The following is a 17,496-nucleotide window of genomic DNA, read 5'->3' as shown; positions in this document are numbered from 1 at the left end:
GTATGCGCCAAAGTGTATGCACAACTTGTTGGGCAGGTCAACCGGACCCGGCGACGGCTGGGTCAGGATCAACTCCCGCGCCAACGTGACGTCCCCTCCCTGCCATGGCCCTGGCGCACACGATCCTCACGGTGCTCTGCGAGAAGGACGCCAGCGGCTACGACATCAGCAAGCAGTTCGAGGAGACGATGGCCTGCTACTGGACCGCCAGCCAGCAGCAGATCTATCGGGAGCTGGCCCGGATCGAGGCCAACGGCTGGGTCCGCTGCCAGGTGGTGCCCCAGCAGGGAAAGCCGGACCGCAAGGTGTATGCCATCACCGAGGCGGGCCGGGAGGAACTGCGCCAATGGGCCGCCGAGCCCGCCCAGCCCACCCCCATCCGCGAGGACCTGCTGGTGAAGGTGCTGGGCGGCCCCTACACCGATCCGGCCCAGCTGCTGGCGGAGGTGCGCCGCCGCCGCGCCGTCCACGCCGGCCAGCTCGCCTCCTACCAAGAGAAGGAGGCCCTGGTCCGCAGCCATCCGGCGCTGCCGCTGCAGGAGCAGTACCGCTACCTCACCCTGCGGCGGGGCATCCTGTTCGAGCAGGAGTGGATCCGCTGGTGCGATGAGGTGATCGCCTTTCTGGAGGGGCAGCCGCCGCCGGCGGAGCCGTAGGCCACCAGCCGCAGGACTGGGCAGCCCTCAACCGTGTCGCGGCCGATGGACTCAGGGCGCGTACCGTTGCCGCTTGCTGCTGGAGCCGGTGTGGGTCGTCGCTGGTCCGCCCCACAGGGTCGACGTCTCCTGGCTGCCCTCCTGGCGGGTTGTCTGGGCGGAGCGGGCCCCGTCCAGGCCCGGACCGCCGACGTCACCCCGCCGGCGGCCTCACCCCAGGCGGCCGGCATTCTGCGGATCGTTCGTCAGCGCATGGCCGACGACCACCTGAGGGCGGTGATCGTGCGCGTGACGATCGACGGCAAGGAGGTGGTCACCGAGGCGATGGGCGAATCCATGACGGGCGTGCCCGCCACCGACGACATGCACGTCCGCAACGGTGCGATCGCCATCTCCTACGTGGCGACGCTGCTGCTGCAGCTGGTCGACGAGAACAGGGTGAGCCTCGATGACAAGCTCGCGCGCTGGCTGCCGGAGATCCCGAATGCGGAGCGGGTCACGCTCGGTCAGCTCGCCCGGATGACCTCCGGCTACCGCGACTACGTGATCGGCAATGCCGCGTTCGAAAAGACCCTGCTCGAGAACCCGTTCCGGCAGTTCTCCGTGCAGGACCTGCTCGCCTACGCGGACCTGAAGACGCTCTGGTACGAGCCCGGCACGAGCTGGAACTACGCCCACACGAACTACCTCCTGCTGGGCCTGGCGCTGGAGCGCATCACGGGCCAGACGATCCCGGTGCTGATGCAGGAGCGGATCTTCGGCCCCCTCAAGCTCCGCAACACGCGGGACCCCGGCGGTACGCCCGCGATCGCGCCGCCGGTGCTGCACGCCTTCTCGTCGGAACGGCGCCAGGCCCTCGGCATCCCCGCGGGCACACGCTTCTACGAGGAGTCGACCTACTGGAACCCGTCGTGGACGATCACCCGCGGTGCGGTGCAGTTCACCACCATCCACGACATGGCGACCTCCGCCGAGGCGATCGGGACGGGACGGCTGCTGTCGCCGCAGAGCCACAGACTGCAGATCGCTCCGACCCTGCGGGGCTTCGGCCGGCCGATCGAGGGCTGTGCGACCTGCGCCACCATCGGCGACTTCTACACCTATGGGATCGGCATCGTCCTCTCGGGTCCCTGGCTGCTGCAGAACCCGCTGTTCTCCGGGCAGGCCGGGGTGATGGCCTATCTGCCCTCACGCAAGATCGCGATCGCGGTGGCGGTCACCTTCGACGAAGGGGCCTTCGATGCCAGCGGGGGCTACTGCAATGCCGCCGATGACCTCTTCCGCGCGATCGGCGCCTATCTGGCACCGCAGGACGCCCCGCCCGTCAGGGCCCCTGCCAGAGAAAGGTGTTGAAGGAGCGCTCGCCCAGCTGGCTCCGGTACTGCAGGGTGTTCTCGCTCGAAAGACTAACCACGGCGCCGAGCCGATCGGCCAGCTTGAGGCACGGCTGGAACTGCTTGGCGCTGTAGCACTGCACATCGAGCTGGTTGCAGCCCGCCGTGGGCACCTGGCTGGCCTGGAACGGCTGGATGCTGCAGAAGATGGGTTTCGGATACAGCTGGCGCAGCAGGTAGAAGTCCTCCAGGGAGTAGTGGGCGAAGAAGTGGTCGTCCACCTGGATCGTGTCGCCATGGCGGGCTTCGGCCACCAGCTCGTCGATCCGCATCCCCCGGTACTGGGGGGACTGGACCCACACCACGGGCATCAGTCCCTGGCGGCGGGCCGCCTGCGCCGCCTCCCGTTGCATCGCCTCCGACACCTTGCGGACGTCGAGGAACACCACCTTGAAGTCGCTGCCCCAGATGTCGGCCATCACACTGTCCAGCGACTGCCGGGAGGCGTAGTACCAGATCTGGGGCTGGGACAGCCAGGTGCCGTTGGGGGCCGCCTGCACCGCTGCGGCGCCCAGGGTCAGGCCCCCGGCCAGGGCGGGGGCCAGAGAGCGGAATGGGTTGGCCAGGACCGAGCCCCTGCGGTGCGTTTAGTGTGCCCGGCGCTGGCCCGCGCCAGCTCGACCCGCCCGGGCGCCATGCCATCATCCCTTCCCCGCCAGACCAGCGTGCTCGTGGTGGGGGCGGGCCCCACCGGCCTGCTGCTGGCGGGGGAACTGCAGCGCCGCGGCGTTCCCAACCTGCTGATCGACGCCCGGTCCGAAGCCCTGCACTGGGACCGGGCCACGGTGATCCACCCCCTCTCCCTGGAGATCTTCGAGGCGCTGGGGCTGGTGGACCGGTTTCTTGAGGCCGGCTGCCGGCAGCGCAGGATCCTGATCCACGCCGATGGCCAGCGGCTGGGGGAACTGGATCTGGCCGCGTGCGGCAGCCGCTTCGGCTTCAACCTCGGCCTCTCCGAGGAGGTGACCGAAACGATCCTCACCGACCATCTCAAGGGCCAGGGGGGCACGGTGCACCGCTCCTGCCGGCTGGTGGCACTGGCGCCCCACGGCGAGGGGGTGACTGCCACGGTGGCCTGCGGTGAGCAGGAGCACGCCGTGCAGGCCCGCTGGGTGGTGGGCTGCGACGGCCTGCGCAGCACCACCCGGGCGCTGAGCGGCCTCGATTTCGAGGGCCATGGCATCAGCCGCCCCTGGGCCGTGTTCGATGCGGCGGTGGAGGGCTGGGCCGACAGCCACGAGGTCAACGCGGCGTATCTGGACGCCTCCCCCCTGATCCTCACGGCCCTGCCCGAGGAGCGTTGGCGGGTGTACCTGCGGCCCGCCGCCGAGGAGGGCGATCTGGTGGCCGAGGCCGCCGCCGTGCTGCAGCGCTACCTGCCCCAGGCCCGCTTCGACGCCGTGGAGAACCCCAGCCGCTTCCACTGTCACAGCCGGGTGGCGAGTGCCTTCCGCGCCGGGCCCGTGTTCCTGGCCGGCGATGCCGCCCATGTGTGCTCCCCCGCCGAGGGGCATGGCATGAACTGCGGGCTGCACGATGCCGCCAACCTGGCCTGGAAGCTGGCCCTGGTGCACCATGGCGCCGCGGCGCCAGCCCTGCTGGACAGCTACGAGCAGGAGCGGCGTCCGGTGGCGCAGGAGATCTGCCGCTCCGGCGATGCCACCGAGCAGGCCCACGGGCTGCAGGAGCCCGCTGAGCGCGCCGCCCGCGACCGGGCCATCGCCGCCATGCTGGCCAACCCGGTGGCCCGCCAGCAGGAGGTGGTGGCGGAAACCGAGATGAACGTCAGCTACGCCGGCTCGGCGATCATCGGCGCTGGCGAGGGCCAGCCCTTTGCTGCCGGACAGCGCCTGCCCACCACGATCGCGCTGCCGCCCGGGGCCGGTGCGTCCCTGCTGCACGCGCTCAGCCACCGCTGCGGCCACACGCTGCTGCTGCTGGCCGGCCCGGAAGCGCCTCCGGAGGCCCTCGCCGGCCTGCAGGCCGACCTGGAGGCCGACAGGGCCGCCGGCGCGGTGCCGCCGGCGCTGGTGGAGGCGGTGGTGGCCGTGCGGCTGGAGGAAGCGGTCAGCCTGGGCCTGGGGCCCCTCACCCTGCTGGCGGTCCGGCCGGACGGCTTCATCGGCCTAAGGGCCGACGTGGATCACCGCAGCGCGGTGCGTCGGTATGGGGGGCTGGTGCTGGGCGGTTGAGAAGGCAGCCGCCTGAACCCTGCCTAGGATCCAATCCACCGTTTGTGCCCCCGCAGGGCCATGCTCACCCTGCCCCGCCAACTGAGCGAAGCGCTGCGGCTCACGCCGGCCCAGTTCGCCGAACTCTGTGCGGCGAATCCGGAGGCGGTGCTGGAGCTGGCGGCGGACGGGCGGTTGATCGAGATGACCCCAGCAGGCGGCGAAACCGGCCGGCGCAACAACCAGCTGGCTGTGCAGCTGGGTCTGTGGGCCCGCCTCCAGCCCGGCTGGTGCGTGTTCGACAGCTCCACCGGTTTCCTGCTGCCCGATGGCTCCGTGCTGAGTCCGGATGCCAGTGCCGTGCGACTGGAGCGCTGGCAGGCCCTCTCCAGCGACGAGCGCCAGGGTTTTCCGCCCCTCTGTCCTGAGCTGGTGGTGGAGCTGGCCAGCCCATCGGACCGTCTGCCTGACCTGCGAAGCAAGATGGCCGCCTACCAGGCGAATGGGGCCCGGCTGGGCTGGCTGCTGCTGCCCGAAACCCGTGTTGCGGAGGTGTGGCACGGCAGCGGTGAACCGCTGAGGCTGAAGGGGCTGGCGGTGCTGGAAGGGGAGCCGGAACTCCCTGGGCTGCGGCTGGAGCTGGAGAAGATCTGGGACGGCTGACGGGTGGCGAACCCGGACATTCCCATGGGAGCTAGGGGCCCGGGCTGAGCACCAGAAAACCTGCCTCCGGGTGGGACGAGAAAGCCTCGATGGCATCGATGTGATCAAGCAGCAGCCCAGCCGTGGCTGCGTTGCCAGCGTTACCGATGGCTAGGCAGATGACCTTCGGAGGGAAACCGCGGCTCATGCTGATCCGCAGAAAATCCTCGTCCTTGGTGACCAACAGGTCGCCGTCAAGGAGAGCCCGATCCCAGATCGCCAGATCGTCGGCCCCACCCAACCCAAGAAGCCGCACATGCCTTGAACCTGGGAACCCACCGGAGAGCAAAGGCAGCAGACGCTCGGAAAGGTTCTCATCCAGAAGCAGCTGGACGCTCACGCCGCCGTGGTCAGGCTGAGGAGTAGGCGTTCCCGATCTGCTGCATAGGCCAGGCAAGCCAGCACGTCGTCATGGCTGAGCTGCGGGAAGTCCTCCAGCAGTTCCGCTTCACCCATGCCACTGGCAAGAAAGCCGAGCACATCACCCACCGTGAGCCTGGTGCCGCGAACGCAGGGCTTGCCGAAGCGCACGGAAGGGTTGATGGTGATCCGCCCTTGGAAGTCCATGGTTCAAGGCTAAACCGCACAACCGGGGTGATGGCCGCAACCTCGCCACTCCTGGCGACAGCCTCGCCAGGATGATCACCCCAGCGTCAGGGCCCTGCCCGGGCCGCGCCACACCCGAGAGACCCGTGACGACCGCCGTGCCGACAGCAGAGCCCACCGCCATCCCTACATCCACCTTCGCGGACTTTGCCCAGCGGGTCGACTATTCGCTGCTGGATTCCCTGCGGCCGGATCCACAGGCCAGCGGCGATGGCCAGGATCACCGGCCCCGCCAGGTGTTCTCCGGGCATTACGTGCCGGTGACGCCCACGCCGTTGCCGGCACCGGAGCTTGTGGCCCACAGCCGCACCCTGTTCCAGGAGCTGGGCCTGAGCGATGGGCTGGCCCTCGACGCGTCCTTCCGCCGACTGTTTTCCGGTGACATCACGGCGGCGCAGGCGCCGATGCGCCCGTTCGGCTGGGCCACCGGCTATGCGCTCTCGATCTACGGCAGCGAATACATCCAGCAGTGCCCGTTCGGTACCGGCAACGGCTATGGCGATGGCCGGGCCATTTCCGTGTTCGAAGGCGTCTTCAACGGCCGGCGCTGGGAGATGCAGCTCAAAGGCGGCGGACCCACGCCCTACTGCCGCGGCGCCGATGGACGGGCCGTGCTGCGCTCCAGCGTGCGCGAGTTTCTGGCGCAGGAGTTCATGCATGCCCTGGGGGTGCCCACCTCCCGCTCGCTGACGCTCTATGTGTCCCGATCGGAAACCGTGCGCCGGCCCTGGTATTCGGCGAACTCCCGCTCGTTCGATCCCGACATCCTGGTGGACAACCCGGTGGCGATCACCACACGGGTGGCCCCCTCCTTTCTGCGGGTCGGCCAGCTGGAGCTGTTCGCCCGCCGCGCCCGCAGCGGTGCCCATCCGGAAGCGCTACACGAGCTGGAGCTGATCGTTCAGCACCTGATTGAGCGCAACTACCGCCAGGAGATTGATCCGGCTCTCGAGTTCGCTGACCAGGTGGTGGAACTGGCGCGGTTGTTCCGCGGACGGCTCACGTCTCTGGTGGCGAACTGGATGCGGGTGGGCTACTGCCAGGGCAATTTCAACAGCGACAATTGCGCGGCCGGCGGCTACACCCTCGATTACGGCCCCTTCGGTTTCTGCGAACTGTTCGACCCCCGTTTTCAGCCCTGGACCGGCGGCGGCCAGCATTTCAGCTTCTTCAACCAACCGGTAGCGGCGGAAGCCAACTTCCAGATGTTCTGGGCCTCCCTCCGCCCCCTGCTCGAGGGCAACACCGAGGCGCTGGCAAAGCTTGATCAGCTCCGGGAGGGCTTCGCGGAAGCGATGGGCCAGGAGCTCGACGCGATGTGGGCCAGCAAGCTCGGCCTGATCACCTACGACGCCGAGCTGGTGCAGGACCTGCTGCAGCTGATGGTGGCCTCCAAGGTGGACGTCACGATCTTCTTCCGGAGGCTTTCGGATATCCCCGAGCACGTCTCGGCCCTGCAGGAGAGCTTCTACCTGCCCTGCTCAGAGGAACTCGATGCCCAGTGGACGAGCTGGCTGCAACGCTGGCGGGCTCAGGTCACCAGCAGCGGCGACCCCGGCGAGACAGCCGCTGCGATGCAGCGAGTGAATCCCGCGGTCACCTGGCGCGAATGGCTGATCGCCCCGGCCTATGAACAGGCGGCGCAGGGTGACTACGGCCTGGTCAGGGAACTGCAGAAGGTGTTCCGCCATCCCTACGACGCCCTGCCTACCGAGCTGGCGGCGACCTACGACCGCCTGAAGCCCCGGGAGTTCTTCAACGCCGGAGGGGTGTCGCACTACAGCTGTTCGTCCTGAAGGGCGCTCAGCGCCGCTTCGCGGATCTGCTCCGTCACGGCAGCAGCGGCGGGATCCCCAAGGATCAGCCGCATGGCAGCCGAGGCATCGAGAACGCAGGCGAGGGCCATCAGCGCTCGCGCTCGGTGCGAATCAGCGCTTCCGGCGTCTGATCTCCGGCCAGCGCGGTGGCCAGGGGCCCGCGCCGGGCGATGCGGTCACGCACAAGGCGGCGACGCTCGCGTGCATCCTCGCCGGCGATGGCCTCGAGATCCACCAGCGCCTGCTGGCTGAGGCTGCGCTTGTGGAGCTGGGCACGGTGCTGCAGTAACCAGTGCAGCGGTTCAGGCAGGTCGCGGATCTGCAGAGATGGCATGGCTGCGCCAGTCGTGAAACCAGGCCACTCGCGGCGCATGCGTTTTGCATGCATCGCTCGACGCCTCGGTGACGCTGGCGCAGGGTGATGAACAGCAGATCGGTAAGGCTGGGCTGGTGCCAGAGCACGCCTTCGCGCGGGCAGGTGTCCTCAGCCCTGATTGAGGATGCCGTCGATCTGACGACGGATCTCCGCATCCTGGAGGTCATCCTTGGCGAGGAATGTCTCTTCGTTGTCAATCGGGTTGCCGAGAGCCCGATCCAGCATGCCTTTGATAACGCCCAGAGCCTGACCATCTCTCGCCTCCATCACAGGGAGATGGCTTCGGCTTCCACCGTGGCTTTCAGTTCGGGCCTGATCCCGCGCCACGGAGCCGAACACCGCCGGATTACAGGCGCCATGGCGGGTGAGCAGCTCATGGAGCCGTGGGGGCAGTTGCTGCAGCTCGGCGAGACGCATGGGCGCTCCAGGCCTGTCGTGCGCTGTGGGATTTCATCATTGGTCTAGACTTGATATCGATCAACTGTGGGGGTGCCATGCGCGCCAAGTTGTTCCGCAACGGCCGCAGCCAAGCGGTGCGGCTACCGGCCGAGTTCCGCTTCGAGGGCACGGAGGTGGAGGTGCATCGCGATCCTGAGAGTGGCGCTGTGGTGCTCACACCGGTGCGGCCATCGGCCCGCGCCTTGCTGGATCAAAGGGATGACCTGCTGCAGGAACCTGGCTTCCAGGCCGAGCTGGAAGCGTTTTTCGAGGGGTTGCGCGACACGCGCCCTGCGGAACCGGTGGAGTTCCCCTGATGGCTGCGGCAAGGGGGAGGCTGATGCTCGACACCAACGCCGTGAACGCCTTTCTGAAAGGCCTGTCGCCGTGCCTGGATACCTGGGTGTGTGAGCAACGCTGTTGCCTGTCGTCGATCGTGGTGGCGGAGATCCATTACGGCCTGGAGAAGCTGCCGCCAACGTCGCGGTTGCAGGCGCTGGTGGAGAACACCCTCAAGACCCTGGAGATCCTGCCCTGGTCAGAAGCCTGCGCCAGGGTGTATGGCCGGCTGCGGGCCGATCTCGAACGCAACGGGAAGCCGTTGGCGGCGATGGATCTGCTGATCGCCAGCCATGCCCTCAGCGAAGGTTGCGCCCTGGTGACGGCGGATCAGGCCTTTGCCCATGTGGCCGATCTGCACCTGGAGGCCTGGTAATGGCCAGCAGGCAGGGGGTGGCCAGGTGCCTTCCTACTTGGCGTTCTGCCCCCCCTCACACCGCCACCGCCAACTCCGGATAGAAGGCCCCCGGAATCGCCCTGTGCAGCCGCCAGCGAATCGCCATCGGCCGCTCGTCCTCGTGGCTCACGTGATCGGTAAAGCCGAGGCAAAGGAACGGCAGTGTCATCCCGCCCCGGTTACTTTCTTCTCGCACAACCAGGGGCATCCGGCTGCTGGGCCCCTTGTGGTGGATAGAACGCTGACCGGTGGCTGAGACTTCCCGGGTGAGGCTCTGGCTCACCCAGTGGCACTCCCACGGGACGATGGCGACGTCGTTGTAGCGGGTGGTGGGGGCACCGTTAAGAAGCTCCGCTTCGACCATCACAGCAGCTGGCGGAACTGCTCAGGCGTCAGACCTGCATCGCGCGCAATTGCGCCCATGGTGATGGCGTTGATGGGGTCGTGTCTTGGGATCACAAGCCGACGCTCGCCATTGCTCAGGATCAGATGACCCGACTCGCGGACAATCCGATACCCCAGCTTCAGAAACACCCTCACGGCCTCCTTCTGGCTGATTCCCGGCAGCCGCGGCATCAGATGGCGAGTTCCATCGTCTCCACGCTGCGCACGCCACCCTCCTCCGCTTCCACTTCCAGCCAGAGGGCTATCGCTTCGCGGATGTTCGCCAGTGCTTCGTCCCTGTTGGCTCCCTGGGAGTGGCAGCCGGGCAGGTCAAGACAGCTCACCGACCAACCCTCTTCGGTTTCCAACAGCCGGATGCGGTAGCTCATGCCGGTCTGACTCCCTGACCTGCGTTCAGGCTAAGCGGCATGGAGCTGGCCTCTGTGACGAAGCCTCCCAGCCTCCTCATACCGCCAGCGCCAACTCCGGATAGAAGCCCCCTGGAATCGCCCTGTGCAACCGCCACCGAATCGCCATCGGCCGCTCGCCCTCGTGGCTCACGTAGTCGGCAAAGCCCAGGCACAGAAACGGCAGCGTCACCCCACCGCGCTTGCTCTCCTCCCGCACAAACAGCAGCACCCGGCTGCCGCGCCCGCGGTGGTGGATATAACGCTGTCCGGTGGCGGAAGCTTCCCGGGTGAGGCTCTGGCTCTCCCAGTGGAACTCCCATGGCGAGATGGCGTAGTCGTTGTAGCGGGTGGTGGGGGAGAAGAGGCGCTCGGACTTCTTGAGGGTGATGAAGAAGACGTCGCAGTGGGTGGCTTCATCGAAAAACACCCCCTCGCGGCCGGGGAAGGTGCGGGTGTCGTTGAGCAGGCCAAAGGCAGCGAACACCTCGGCGCGGGAGTAGCGGCTGTGCAGGCCAAGGGGTACCGGCGGGGCTGTCTCGCCATCGGCCAGAAACGGCCAGGCGAGCGGCGCCACCAGGTGATCGGTGCGCTCCAGCAGCAGCTCGAACAGCTCCACCAGCTCGGCGCGGATGGCGGCGGCGGCCCAGAGCCGCACCAACGCCTCAGCCAGGGGCAGGTGCTGGCGGCCGCTGCCCCACAGCTGGGCCAGCAGCATCCGCCAGCGACGCTCGGCCACAGGATCCAAAGCCGCTGGATCGGGCGCCACGGGCCGCTGCAGCTGATCCACCAGCCAACGCAAGCGCTCGGGGTCATCGAGGTACAGCAGGCCCCCGGCAATCCCCCGCCCCAGCCGCTTCTCATCGTCGCTGGGCTCCCCTGGGGCCGCCCCGGCTCCCCACCCCAACTCCCGCTGCAGCAACGCCCACGACCCCGCCACCCTGTAAAACTCCCCCAGCTCCATCCCCAGCCCCGCCAGCACCCCCGCCAGCGAACAGCGCCCGAGGCGGCGGGCTTCGGCGAGCAGCTGGGGCCGGCGCGTGGGCAGCGACTCGCGCAGATTGGCCAGCACCCGCTCGCTCGACACCCGATCGAGCTGCAGGCTGCAGCCGGCCGGCAGGAAGGGAAAGCCCGCTTCGATCTGCTGCTCCAGTTGGTCGCGCGTGCCGCCGAGCAGGGCGCGGTAGCGCAGGTCGAAGCGGAAGTTGCGGTGGGCCTGGCCGATGAAGTCGAGAACGGTGAGGCAGCTTTTGCCCGGGCAGAGGCGCAGCCCGCGGCCGAGCTGCTGCAGGAACACCAGATGGCTCTCGGTGGGGCGCAGGAACAGCACCGTGTCGATCTCGGGGATGTCGAGGCCTTCGTTGAACAGATCCACGGCGAACAGGATCTGCAGCTCGCCGGCGCGCAGGCGGCGGATCTGCCCGGCGCGCTCGTCGCGGGGGCTGGAGGCATCCAAGGCAGCGGCGCCCAGGCCGGCGGCCACGAACCTTGCGGGCCATCCAGCGGGCGTGCTCGACGCTCACGCAGAAGCCCAGGGCCCGCATCGACGCCAGGTGGGTGACCTTGGCGGCGAGTTCGCGCAGGATCAGGCGCAGGTCGCTCCACTTGAAGAAGGGCAGAGCAAGTCGATCAGCTGGACGGAATCGTTCTTACAAGGCCTGTCTTGATGTGGCGGCAGATACCAGAGGACTCCCTACGGAAGCCCTGATCGCTCCTCCCACCAGCTGACCCAGCCAAAACGGCTCACAATCGGCAATCCTTGGGTCAGCCATTCGAGTCCCGATGCCCCTCCGCTCGGCTAGCGAATTCCCGATCACGCCAGATCCAGAGGCTCTGGAGGGCACCTACCAGGACTGCCGGGCGGCGCTGGTCTCGGCCAACCGCTCCCGGGGCGTGCTCAAGGCCCAAAGCGACCGGCGGGGGGTGGTGATTACCGAGCTGCAGCGGGAGCTGGTGGAGCTGGAGGCGGATCTGGCCGATGAGGGGCGGGCCAAGGCTCGCCTTCATGCCCTCAACGCGAAGCTCGGCAGCGTGATCCGCGAACTGGAGGAAACGGGCGATGCGATGGTGGGCCTGATCGACGAGAGCGAGCGGCAAAGCGGCTTCTGGCTCGTGGAGATGTTCCGCCGCTTGATTGAGCAGGCGACACGCTGGCGCACGGTGAAAGCCAAGGCTGCTGCGTTGGCTGCCGAAGCGGTCGAGGAAACCAATCCCTCGGACCAGCTTGGTGGGCAGCCATGAGCGCGGGCCCGTCGATCGCCGACTTGCTGGAGCAGACCAACCGGCAGCTGGCAGGCACTGATGCCCGGGTGTATCGCCGGGTGGCCGACCATCTTCAGCGCTCCGGTTCTGCCCTGCAAGCACTTCAGGATGCGCAGCCAGGAGGAACACAGGCCCCCAAAGCCCTGCTGGGCAAGGGCAGCTTCCTGAAGCAGTCTGTGGCCAGTCTCAAGCGACTGTGCAGGGAGCATGGAATCAAAGGCACGTCCAAGTTGCAAAAGGCAGCTTTGGCCAAAGTTCTGGAAGACCATGGCGTGACCCCACCGCCGCCCCCGTTGGAGAGTTTCACGAAGAAGGAGCTGATCGCTCTTGTGAAGCAGTTGCTTGGGGAGGGTTGAGAGATGGCCACGCAGCGCTACTCGGTTACCCCTCACCCCATCGACACCCTGCTGACTTGGGTGAAGAGCGGCGAAATCGCTATCCCAGAGATTCAGCGACCTTTTGTGTGGGAAGCCACGAAGGTGCGGAATCTGCTTGATTCCCTGTACCAGGGGTTCCCGGTGGGCTACTTGATTGCCTGGCGCAACCCCACGGTCAAGCTCAAGGACGGCACATCGTCCGCCGGAAAGCGCATCTTGATCGACGGCCAGCAAAGGGTGACGGCCCTGATGGCCTCCCTCTTGGAAATGGAGGTGCTGACCAAGGACTACGAGCGGGTGCGGATCCGCATTGCCTTTAACCCGCTGGCAGAGGGTGACGAGCCCAGCTTTGAAGTGAGCAACCCTGCCATTGCCAAGAATTCGCTTTGGATTCCAGACGTCTCGAAGCTCTTCCAGACGGATGCTGATCTTTTCGAACAGACTGATTCGTATGTTGCGCGGAACCCAGAGATTGATCGGAATCGGGTTGGCAAGTCGTTGCAAAGGCTCCTGAAGATCGTCAACAACTCTGTTGGCTTGATCGAGCTGGCGGAGGATCTTGATATTGAGACGGTTACCGAGATCTTCATCCGCGTTAACTCGGCTGGTGCAGAGCTCTCCCAGGCTGATTTCGCCATGTCGAAGATCGCCGTCAACGAGACCTATGGCGGCAATACCCTGCGCAAAGCGATTGAATACTTCTGTCACCTGGCGATCTCGCCAGACTTTTACTCCCAGATCGAGAAGAACGATCCTGAGTTCGCCAAGTCAGAATTTCTGGCCAAGATGGCTTGGCTTAAGGACGTCAATGACGACCTCTACGACCCCACCTATACCGACATGTTGCGGGTGGCTTTCACCTCGGAATTCGGCCGAGGCAAGCTCCAGGACCTGGTCGCCTTGCTGTCAGGACGGAATTTTGCCAGCAAGCAATACGAGGAGATCATTGCTGAGGAATCGTTCGCCAAGCTGAAGCAGGGTGTTCTGGCGTTCATGAGCAAAACCCACTTCGATCGGATCACGATGATCCTTAAGTCGGCTGGGTTTGTGACCAGTGATCTGATTCGCAGCCGCAATGCCATCAACTTTGCCTACATTCTTTATCTGAGGGGCAGGCGCGAGAATTTGCCCGCCGCCGACATCGAGAGTCTGGTGCGGCGATGGTTTGCGATGTCAATTCTCACTGGCCGATATTCCGGAAGCCCGGAAACGGCCTTCGACCTCGACATCCGGCAGATTGATTCCCAGGGTCTGAGGACCTATGCCGAAGCGGTGATCGAGAACGAACTACCCACCACCTTCTGGACGGGGATGCTGCCGCAGCTGATGGACACCTCATCAGCAATGAGCCCGTACTTCATCGCCTACCAGGCGGCCCAGGCCCAGCTTGGTGATCGCGGCTTCCTTTCAGCAGGGATCAGAGTGGTTGACCTTCTGCTCAATCGCGGCGACAAGCACCATGTGTTCCCCCGCAAGCACCTGCAGCGGGGAGGGGCCTCCAGGAGCAGCTACAACCAGATCGCGAACTTCGTGATGGCCCAGAGCGAGATCAACATCGCTATTGGCGACAAAGCACCCGAGGTCTACTTCGGCGAGCTGCGCGAGCAGGTGAACGGTGGACCTAAGCGTTACGGCGGGATCACCGATCCAGCAGAGCTGAGAGCCAATCTCGTGATGAATTGTCTGCCCACGTCGCTGTTGGATGGCGAATCCTTGGATTACGACGCCTTCCTGGTGGAGCGCAGGTTGCTGATGGCCGAGAAGATCCGCCAGTGGGTGGCGGTGCTGTGAGCACCAACTTCGCCCATCTACGCCGTTACGACGAGCAGTTGTTCCGGCTTGGGTCGCTAGCGGAGCGCTATTTCCCCGAGGATTCCAATACGGCGCTGATCAAGCTGCGGCAGCTGGGTGAACGGCTGGCCCAGCAGGTGGCGTCCCGGTTTGGCGTGTTCACCAGCGCCCAGGAGACGCAACTGGCCTTGATTCGGCGGTTGGAGTTCGATGGCCTAATCGAGCGTGAGGTGGCAGCTCTCTTTCATGATCTGCGCACGACAGGAAATGACGCCACCCATGGGCTCTACGGCGACCATGCCAGCGCCCTGAGCACCCTCAAGATCGCCTGGCAATTGGGTGTGTGGTTTCACCGCACCTTCTCGGATCCTGAGTTCCGCAGTGGTCCCTTTCGTCCTCCGCAGCCCCCGGCAGACGAAAGCGAGGAGCTTCGTGCGGAGTTGGCCGCCCTGCAGAGCGCGCTCGATGCCTTCCGCGCCCAGGGAGGAGCCGTGGCCGAGCAGCTCAGCGCCACGGAGGCCCAGCTGCAACAGGCTCTCGACGAGCAGCAGCAGTGGGAACAGTTGGCCGAAGCGGCCGAGGCGGACAAGGTTGCCCTCACTGCTCAACTGCAAGCCCTCCAGAGCGCCGCGGCCCGGCAACCGGCAGCGGTGTCGGCGGGATTGCTGCAGGCGGCCAAGAAGGCCGCTGGTTCGATCGAACTGGATGAGGCCTCCACACGCCAACTGATCGATGAGCAGTTGCGGCAAGCAGGCTGGGAGGCGGACACGCAGACTCTTCGCCACGGGAAAGGAGCACGACCACAAAAGAACCGCAACCTGGCCATCGCCGAATGGCCCACCAGCAGCGGGCCAGCCGATTACGTGCTGTTCGTCGGCCTGTCCCCGTATGCGGCCGTGGAGGCCAAGCGGGCCAACACCGATGTGGCGGGCAAGGTGCCCCAAGCTGAGCGCTACTGCCGGGACTTCCAGCCAAGCGTTGAAACAGAACTGAAGAGCGATGGTTGGGGTCCAGAGGGCGAGTACCGCATCCCCTTCGCCTTCTCCAGCAATGGCCGGCCCTTCCTGAACCAACTGCGCACCAAGAGCGGCATCTGGTTCCGCGACCTTCGCCGCAGTGAAAATCTCTCCGGACCCCTCGAACGCTGGTATTCACCTGAAGGGCTCAAGGCGCTGGCGCGCCAGGACGTGGACCTGGCCGATCAGCAACTGCGGCGGGAATCGTTCAGCTTTGGCTTTCCGCTGCGGCCCTACCAGCGCCGTGCCATTGAGGCCACCGAAGCGGCGATTGCAGCTGGCCAGCGGGAGATCATGCTCGCCATGGCCACCGGCACGGGCAAAACCAAAACCTGCGTGGCCCTGATCTATCGGCTGCTCAAAACAGGGCGATTCCGGCGGGTGCTGTTTCTGGTGGACCGTTCGGAACTGGGCACCCAGGCCGCCGATGCCTTCAAGGAAACGCGGATGGAGAGCCTGCAGAGCTTCGCCGACATCTACGGCATCAAGGAACTTGGCGAGCGCGAAGTTGAAACCGATACACGGGTGCACATCGCCACTGTGCAGGCGATGGTGCAGCGACTGCTGCTAGGCAGTGAGGAAGACAAGCCCACGGTGGACACCTACGATCTGATCGTGGTGGATGAATGCCACCGGGGGTATCTTCTGGATCGGGAGCTGAGTGATAAGGAGCTTCGCTTTCGGGATTTCAGCGACTACGTCTCGAAGTACCGGCGGGTGCTCGAGATGTTTGATGCGGTCAAGATCGGCCTGACGGCCACGCCGGCCCTGCACACGGTGAGCATCTTTGGCCAACCGGTGTTCGTGTACAGCTACCGCGAGGCGGTGGTCGATGGCTTCCTGGTGGACCACGAGCCGCCGATTCGGATCAACACCGAACTTTCCAGCGAAGGCATTGGATGGGCTGCTGGAGACGAGGTCAAAATCTACGATCCAGCCACCACGCAGATTGAGAAATTCACGACGCCGGATGAGTTACGTTTTGAGGTGGAGACCTTCAACCGCAAGGTGATCACGGAGTCCTTCAACCGCGTGGTTTGCGAGGCGCTCGCCGATGAGCTGGATCCTTTTTCCCCCTACAAAACTCTGATCTTCTGCGCCAGCGACGCCCATGCCGATCTGGTGGTGATGCTGCTCAAAGAGGCCTTCCAGGAGCGTTACGGCAGCGTGGCCAATGATGCAGTTGCCAAGATCACCGGTGCCAGTGATAAGCCCAAGGAGCAGATCCGCCGCTACAAGAACGAAGTCTTTCCCAATGTTGCCGTCACGGTGGATCTGCTCAGCACCGGTGTGGATGTGCCCGCGATCTGCAACATCGTTTTCCTGCGTCGCATGAACAGCCGTATTCTCTACGACCAGATGATCGGCCGCGCCACCCGTCTGTGTGATGCGATCGATAAGACCCATTTCCGCATCTTTGATGCGGTTCGGATCTACGAAGCGCTGGAGAACTTCACGGACATGAAGCCGGTGGTGGTGAACCCGGCCATCACCTTCAGCCAGCTGATCCAAGAGCTGGACACCACGGAGGGCGAGGAGAGCGAGCTGGTGCGTCAGCAGCTGATCGCCAAGCTGCGGCGCAAGCAACATCGGCTGAGCGAGATCCACACGGCTCAGTTCCGTTTGCTCACCGGCGAAGAACCTGCTGACTTCATCAAACGCCTGCAGCAGCTGCCGATCCAGGAGGCGAGCCGCTGGCTGGGAACCATCCACGGTTTGCCTGAGCTGTTGGATCAGCAGTGGGACGGCCCCGCCGAGACCCAGTTCCTCTCCGAGCATCACGACGAGCTGCGATCGATTGAGCGGGGCTATGGAGAGGCCACCCGCCCGGAGGACTACCTCGATGGCTTCTCAGCCTTCGTGCGGGATCCGGGCAACGACCTACCCGCCCTCACCACCGTGCTGCAGCGGCCGTGGGAACTCACACGCAAAGATCTGCGGGATCTGAGGCTCGCCCTCGATCAGCGGGGCTACAACGAGGCCACCCTGGCCACCGCCTGGCGCGAAACCACCAACCAGGACATGGCCGCTTCGATCATGGGCTACATCCGCCAGGCGGCCCTCGGTGATCCGCTGGTGCCCTACGAGCAGCGGGTGGAAAAGGCCCTGCAGCGCATCCTGGCCTCGAAGCCATGGACGACGCCCCAACGCCAGTGGCTGCAACGCATCGCCAACCAGACCAAGGCGATCACGATCGTGGATCGCGAAGCACTCGACGACGACGCCCTGCTGTTCCAACGCGAGGGGGGCGGCTGGCCACGATTGGACAAGCTGTTTGGCGGCGAGTTGGAGCAGGTGCTGCACCGCTTCAACGAAGCCGTGTGGGAGGCGGCCTGAGGATGGCACCGCGGTCTAGACTTGGT

General features: G+C 65.6%; 21 protein-coding genes. 11 read left to right on the top strand and 10 right to left on the bottom strand.

The genetic code is table 11. The features are described from left to right. Positions 1-104: 104 nt before the first annotated feature. Complete coding sequence (locus CYAGR_RS08425) at positions 105-656, top strand: PadR family transcriptional regulator (RefSeq protein ID WP_015109379.1); 552 nt, start codon at positions 105-107, stop codon at positions 654-656. 252 nt (positions 657-908) lie between these two features. Beyond that, entirely contained in the window at positions 909-2,009 is a 1,101-nt protein-coding gene (locus CYAGR_RS08420; protein ID WP_216593337.1) for a serine hydrolase domain-containing protein, read from the top strand. Here CYAGR_RS08420 and CYAGR_RS08415 read toward each other — a convergent pair. Next, on the bottom strand, positions 1,981-2,550 hold the full coding sequence (locus CYAGR_RS08415) for a hypothetical protein (protein ID WP_015109377.1): 570 nt from the start codon (positions 2,548-2,550) through the stop codon (positions 1,981-1,983). The two genes, CYAGR_RS08420 and CYAGR_RS08415, sit on opposite strands and share 29 nt — an antisense overlap. Before the next feature lie 135 nt (positions 2,551-2,685). On the opposite strand from CYAGR_RS08415, the gene CYAGR_RS08410 reads away from it, so the two are divergent. Next, entirely contained in the window at positions 2,686-4,242 is a 1,557-nt protein-coding gene (locus CYAGR_RS08410) for an FAD-dependent monooxygenase (protein ID WP_015109376.1), read from the top strand. Between the two features lie 60 nt (positions 4,243-4,302). After that, complete coding sequence (locus CYAGR_RS08405) at positions 4,303-4,884, top strand: Uma2 family endonuclease (RefSeq protein WP_015109375.1); 582 nt, start codon at positions 4,303-4,305, stop codon at positions 4,882-4,884. 31 nt (positions 4,885-4,915) lie between these two features. On the opposite strand, the gene CYAGR_RS08400 is transcribed toward CYAGR_RS08405, so the two are convergent. Both CYAGR_RS08400 and CYAGR_RS08395 read right to left on the bottom strand, forming a co-directional pair. Then, positions 4,916-5,263, bottom strand: a complete 348-nt coding sequence (locus CYAGR_RS08400) for a DUF5615 family PIN-like protein (RefSeq protein ID WP_015109374.1) — start codon at positions 5,261-5,263, stop codon at positions 4,916-4,918. Continuing rightward, a complete protein-coding gene (locus tag CYAGR_RS08395; protein WP_015109373.1) occupies positions 5,260-5,490 on the bottom strand; it encodes a DUF433 domain-containing protein in 231 nt (76 codons plus the stop codon). Before CYAGR_RS08395 ends, CYAGR_RS08400 begins: the two co-directional genes overlap by 4 nt. Positions 5,491-5,651: 161 nt before the next feature. On the opposite strand from CYAGR_RS08395, the gene CYAGR_RS08390 reads away from it, so the two are divergent. Then, entirely contained in the window at positions 5,652-7,325 is a 1,674-nt protein-coding gene (locus tag CYAGR_RS08390; protein WP_425386798.1) for a protein adenylyltransferase SelO, read from the top strand. Here CYAGR_RS08390 and CYAGR_RS19400 read toward each other — a convergent pair. From CYAGR_RS19400 to CYAGR_RS18290, 3 genes are all read right to left on the bottom strand, one after another. After that, a complete protein-coding gene (locus CYAGR_RS19400; RefSeq protein WP_015109371.1) occupies positions 7,307-7,435 on the bottom strand; it encodes a hypothetical protein in 129 nt (42 codons plus the stop codon). The genes CYAGR_RS08390 and CYAGR_RS19400 overlap by 19 nt on opposite strands. Continuing rightward, complete coding sequence (locus CYAGR_RS08385) at positions 7,435-7,680, bottom strand: hypothetical protein (protein WP_015109370.1); 246 nt, start codon at positions 7,678-7,680, stop codon at positions 7,435-7,437. Before CYAGR_RS08385 ends, CYAGR_RS19400 begins: the two co-directional genes overlap by 1 nt. Positions 7,681-7,830: 150 nt before the next feature. Beyond that, positions 7,831-8,139, bottom strand: a complete 309-nt coding sequence (locus CYAGR_RS18290) for a hypothetical protein (protein WP_015109369.1) — start codon at positions 8,137-8,139, stop codon at positions 7,831-7,833. Between the two features lie 77 nt (positions 8,140-8,216). On the opposite strand from CYAGR_RS18290, the gene CYAGR_RS08375 reads away from it, so the two are divergent. Both CYAGR_RS08375 and CYAGR_RS08370 read left to right on the top strand, forming a co-directional pair. Beyond that, positions 8,217-8,477, top strand: coding sequence for an antitoxin (locus CYAGR_RS08375; protein WP_015109368.1), 261 nt, complete (start codon positions 8,217-8,219; stop codon positions 8,475-8,477). Between the two features lie 23 nt (positions 8,478-8,500). Then, positions 8,501-8,875 (top strand): type II toxin-antitoxin system VapC family toxin, encoded by a 375-nt coding sequence (locus CYAGR_RS08370; RefSeq protein ID WP_015109367.1) that lies wholly within the window; start codon positions 8,501-8,503, stop codon positions 8,873-8,875. A gap of 55 nt (positions 8,876-8,930) precedes the next feature. On the opposite strand, the gene CYAGR_RS08365 is transcribed toward CYAGR_RS08370, so the two are convergent. From CYAGR_RS08365 to CYAGR_RS08350, 4 genes are all read right to left on the bottom strand, one after another. Next, positions 8,931-9,260, bottom strand: a complete 330-nt coding sequence (locus tag CYAGR_RS08365) for a DUF3427 domain-containing protein (RefSeq protein ID WP_071881638.1) — start codon at positions 9,258-9,260, stop codon at positions 8,931-8,933. Continuing rightward, positions 9,260-9,472: a type II toxin-antitoxin system HicA family toxin gene (locus CYAGR_RS08360; RefSeq protein ID WP_015109366.1), complete on the bottom strand. Its 213-nt coding sequence runs from the start codon at positions 9,470-9,472 to the stop codon at positions 9,260-9,262. Before CYAGR_RS08360 ends, CYAGR_RS08365 begins: the two co-directional genes overlap by 1 nt. Continuing rightward, positions 9,472-9,669, bottom strand: a complete 198-nt coding sequence (locus CYAGR_RS08355) for a type II toxin-antitoxin system HicB family antitoxin (protein WP_015109365.1) — start codon at positions 9,667-9,669, stop codon at positions 9,472-9,474. The genes CYAGR_RS08360 and CYAGR_RS08355 overlap by 1 nt, the downstream gene beginning before the upstream one ends. A 76-nt stretch (positions 9,670-9,745) precedes the next feature. Then, positions 9,746-11,170: a DUF3427 domain-containing protein gene (locus tag CYAGR_RS08350; protein ID WP_051017094.1), complete on the bottom strand. Its 1,425-nt coding sequence runs from the start codon at positions 11,168-11,170 to the stop codon at positions 9,746-9,748. 299 nt (positions 11,171-11,469) lie between these two features. On the opposite strand from CYAGR_RS08350, the gene CYAGR_RS08345 reads away from it, so the two are divergent. The 4 genes from CYAGR_RS08345 to hsdR are packed head-to-tail and all read left to right on the top strand — an operon-like array spanning position 11,470 to position 17,470. After that, positions 11,470-11,928: a hypothetical protein gene (locus tag CYAGR_RS08345; RefSeq protein WP_015109364.1), complete on the top strand. Its 459-nt coding sequence runs from the start codon at positions 11,470-11,472 to the stop codon at positions 11,926-11,928. Further along, entirely contained in the window at positions 11,925-12,305 is a 381-nt protein-coding gene (locus CYAGR_RS08340; protein WP_015109363.1) for a hypothetical protein, read from the top strand. Before CYAGR_RS08345 ends, CYAGR_RS08340 begins: the two co-directional genes overlap by 4 nt. Positions 12,306-12,308: 3 nt before the next feature. Continuing rightward, positions 12,309-14,117 carry a GmrSD restriction endonuclease domain-containing protein gene (locus CYAGR_RS08335; protein ID WP_015109362.1) on the top strand — a complete coding sequence of 603 codons (1,809 nt, stop codon included), beginning with the start codon at positions 12,309-12,311 and terminating at the stop codon, positions 14,115-14,117. Then, complete coding sequence (hsdR, locus tag CYAGR_RS08330; protein ID WP_015109361.1) at positions 14,114-17,470, top strand: type I restriction-modification system endonuclease; 3,357 nt, start codon at positions 14,114-14,116, stop codon at positions 17,468-17,470. The genes CYAGR_RS08335 and hsdR overlap by 4 nt, the downstream gene beginning before the upstream one ends. The last annotated feature ends 26 nt before the right edge of the window (positions 17,471-17,496 follow it).

Origin of the sequence: Cyanobium gracile PCC 6307 (assembly GCF_000316515.1) — a bacterium.
GTDB classification, from domain to species: domain Bacteria; phylum Cyanobacteriota; class Cyanobacteriia; order PCC-6307; family Cyanobiaceae; genus Cyanobium; species Cyanobium gracile.
Note: the sequence above shows the minus strand (reverse complement) of the source record. Positions and strands in the feature narration are given on the sequence as shown.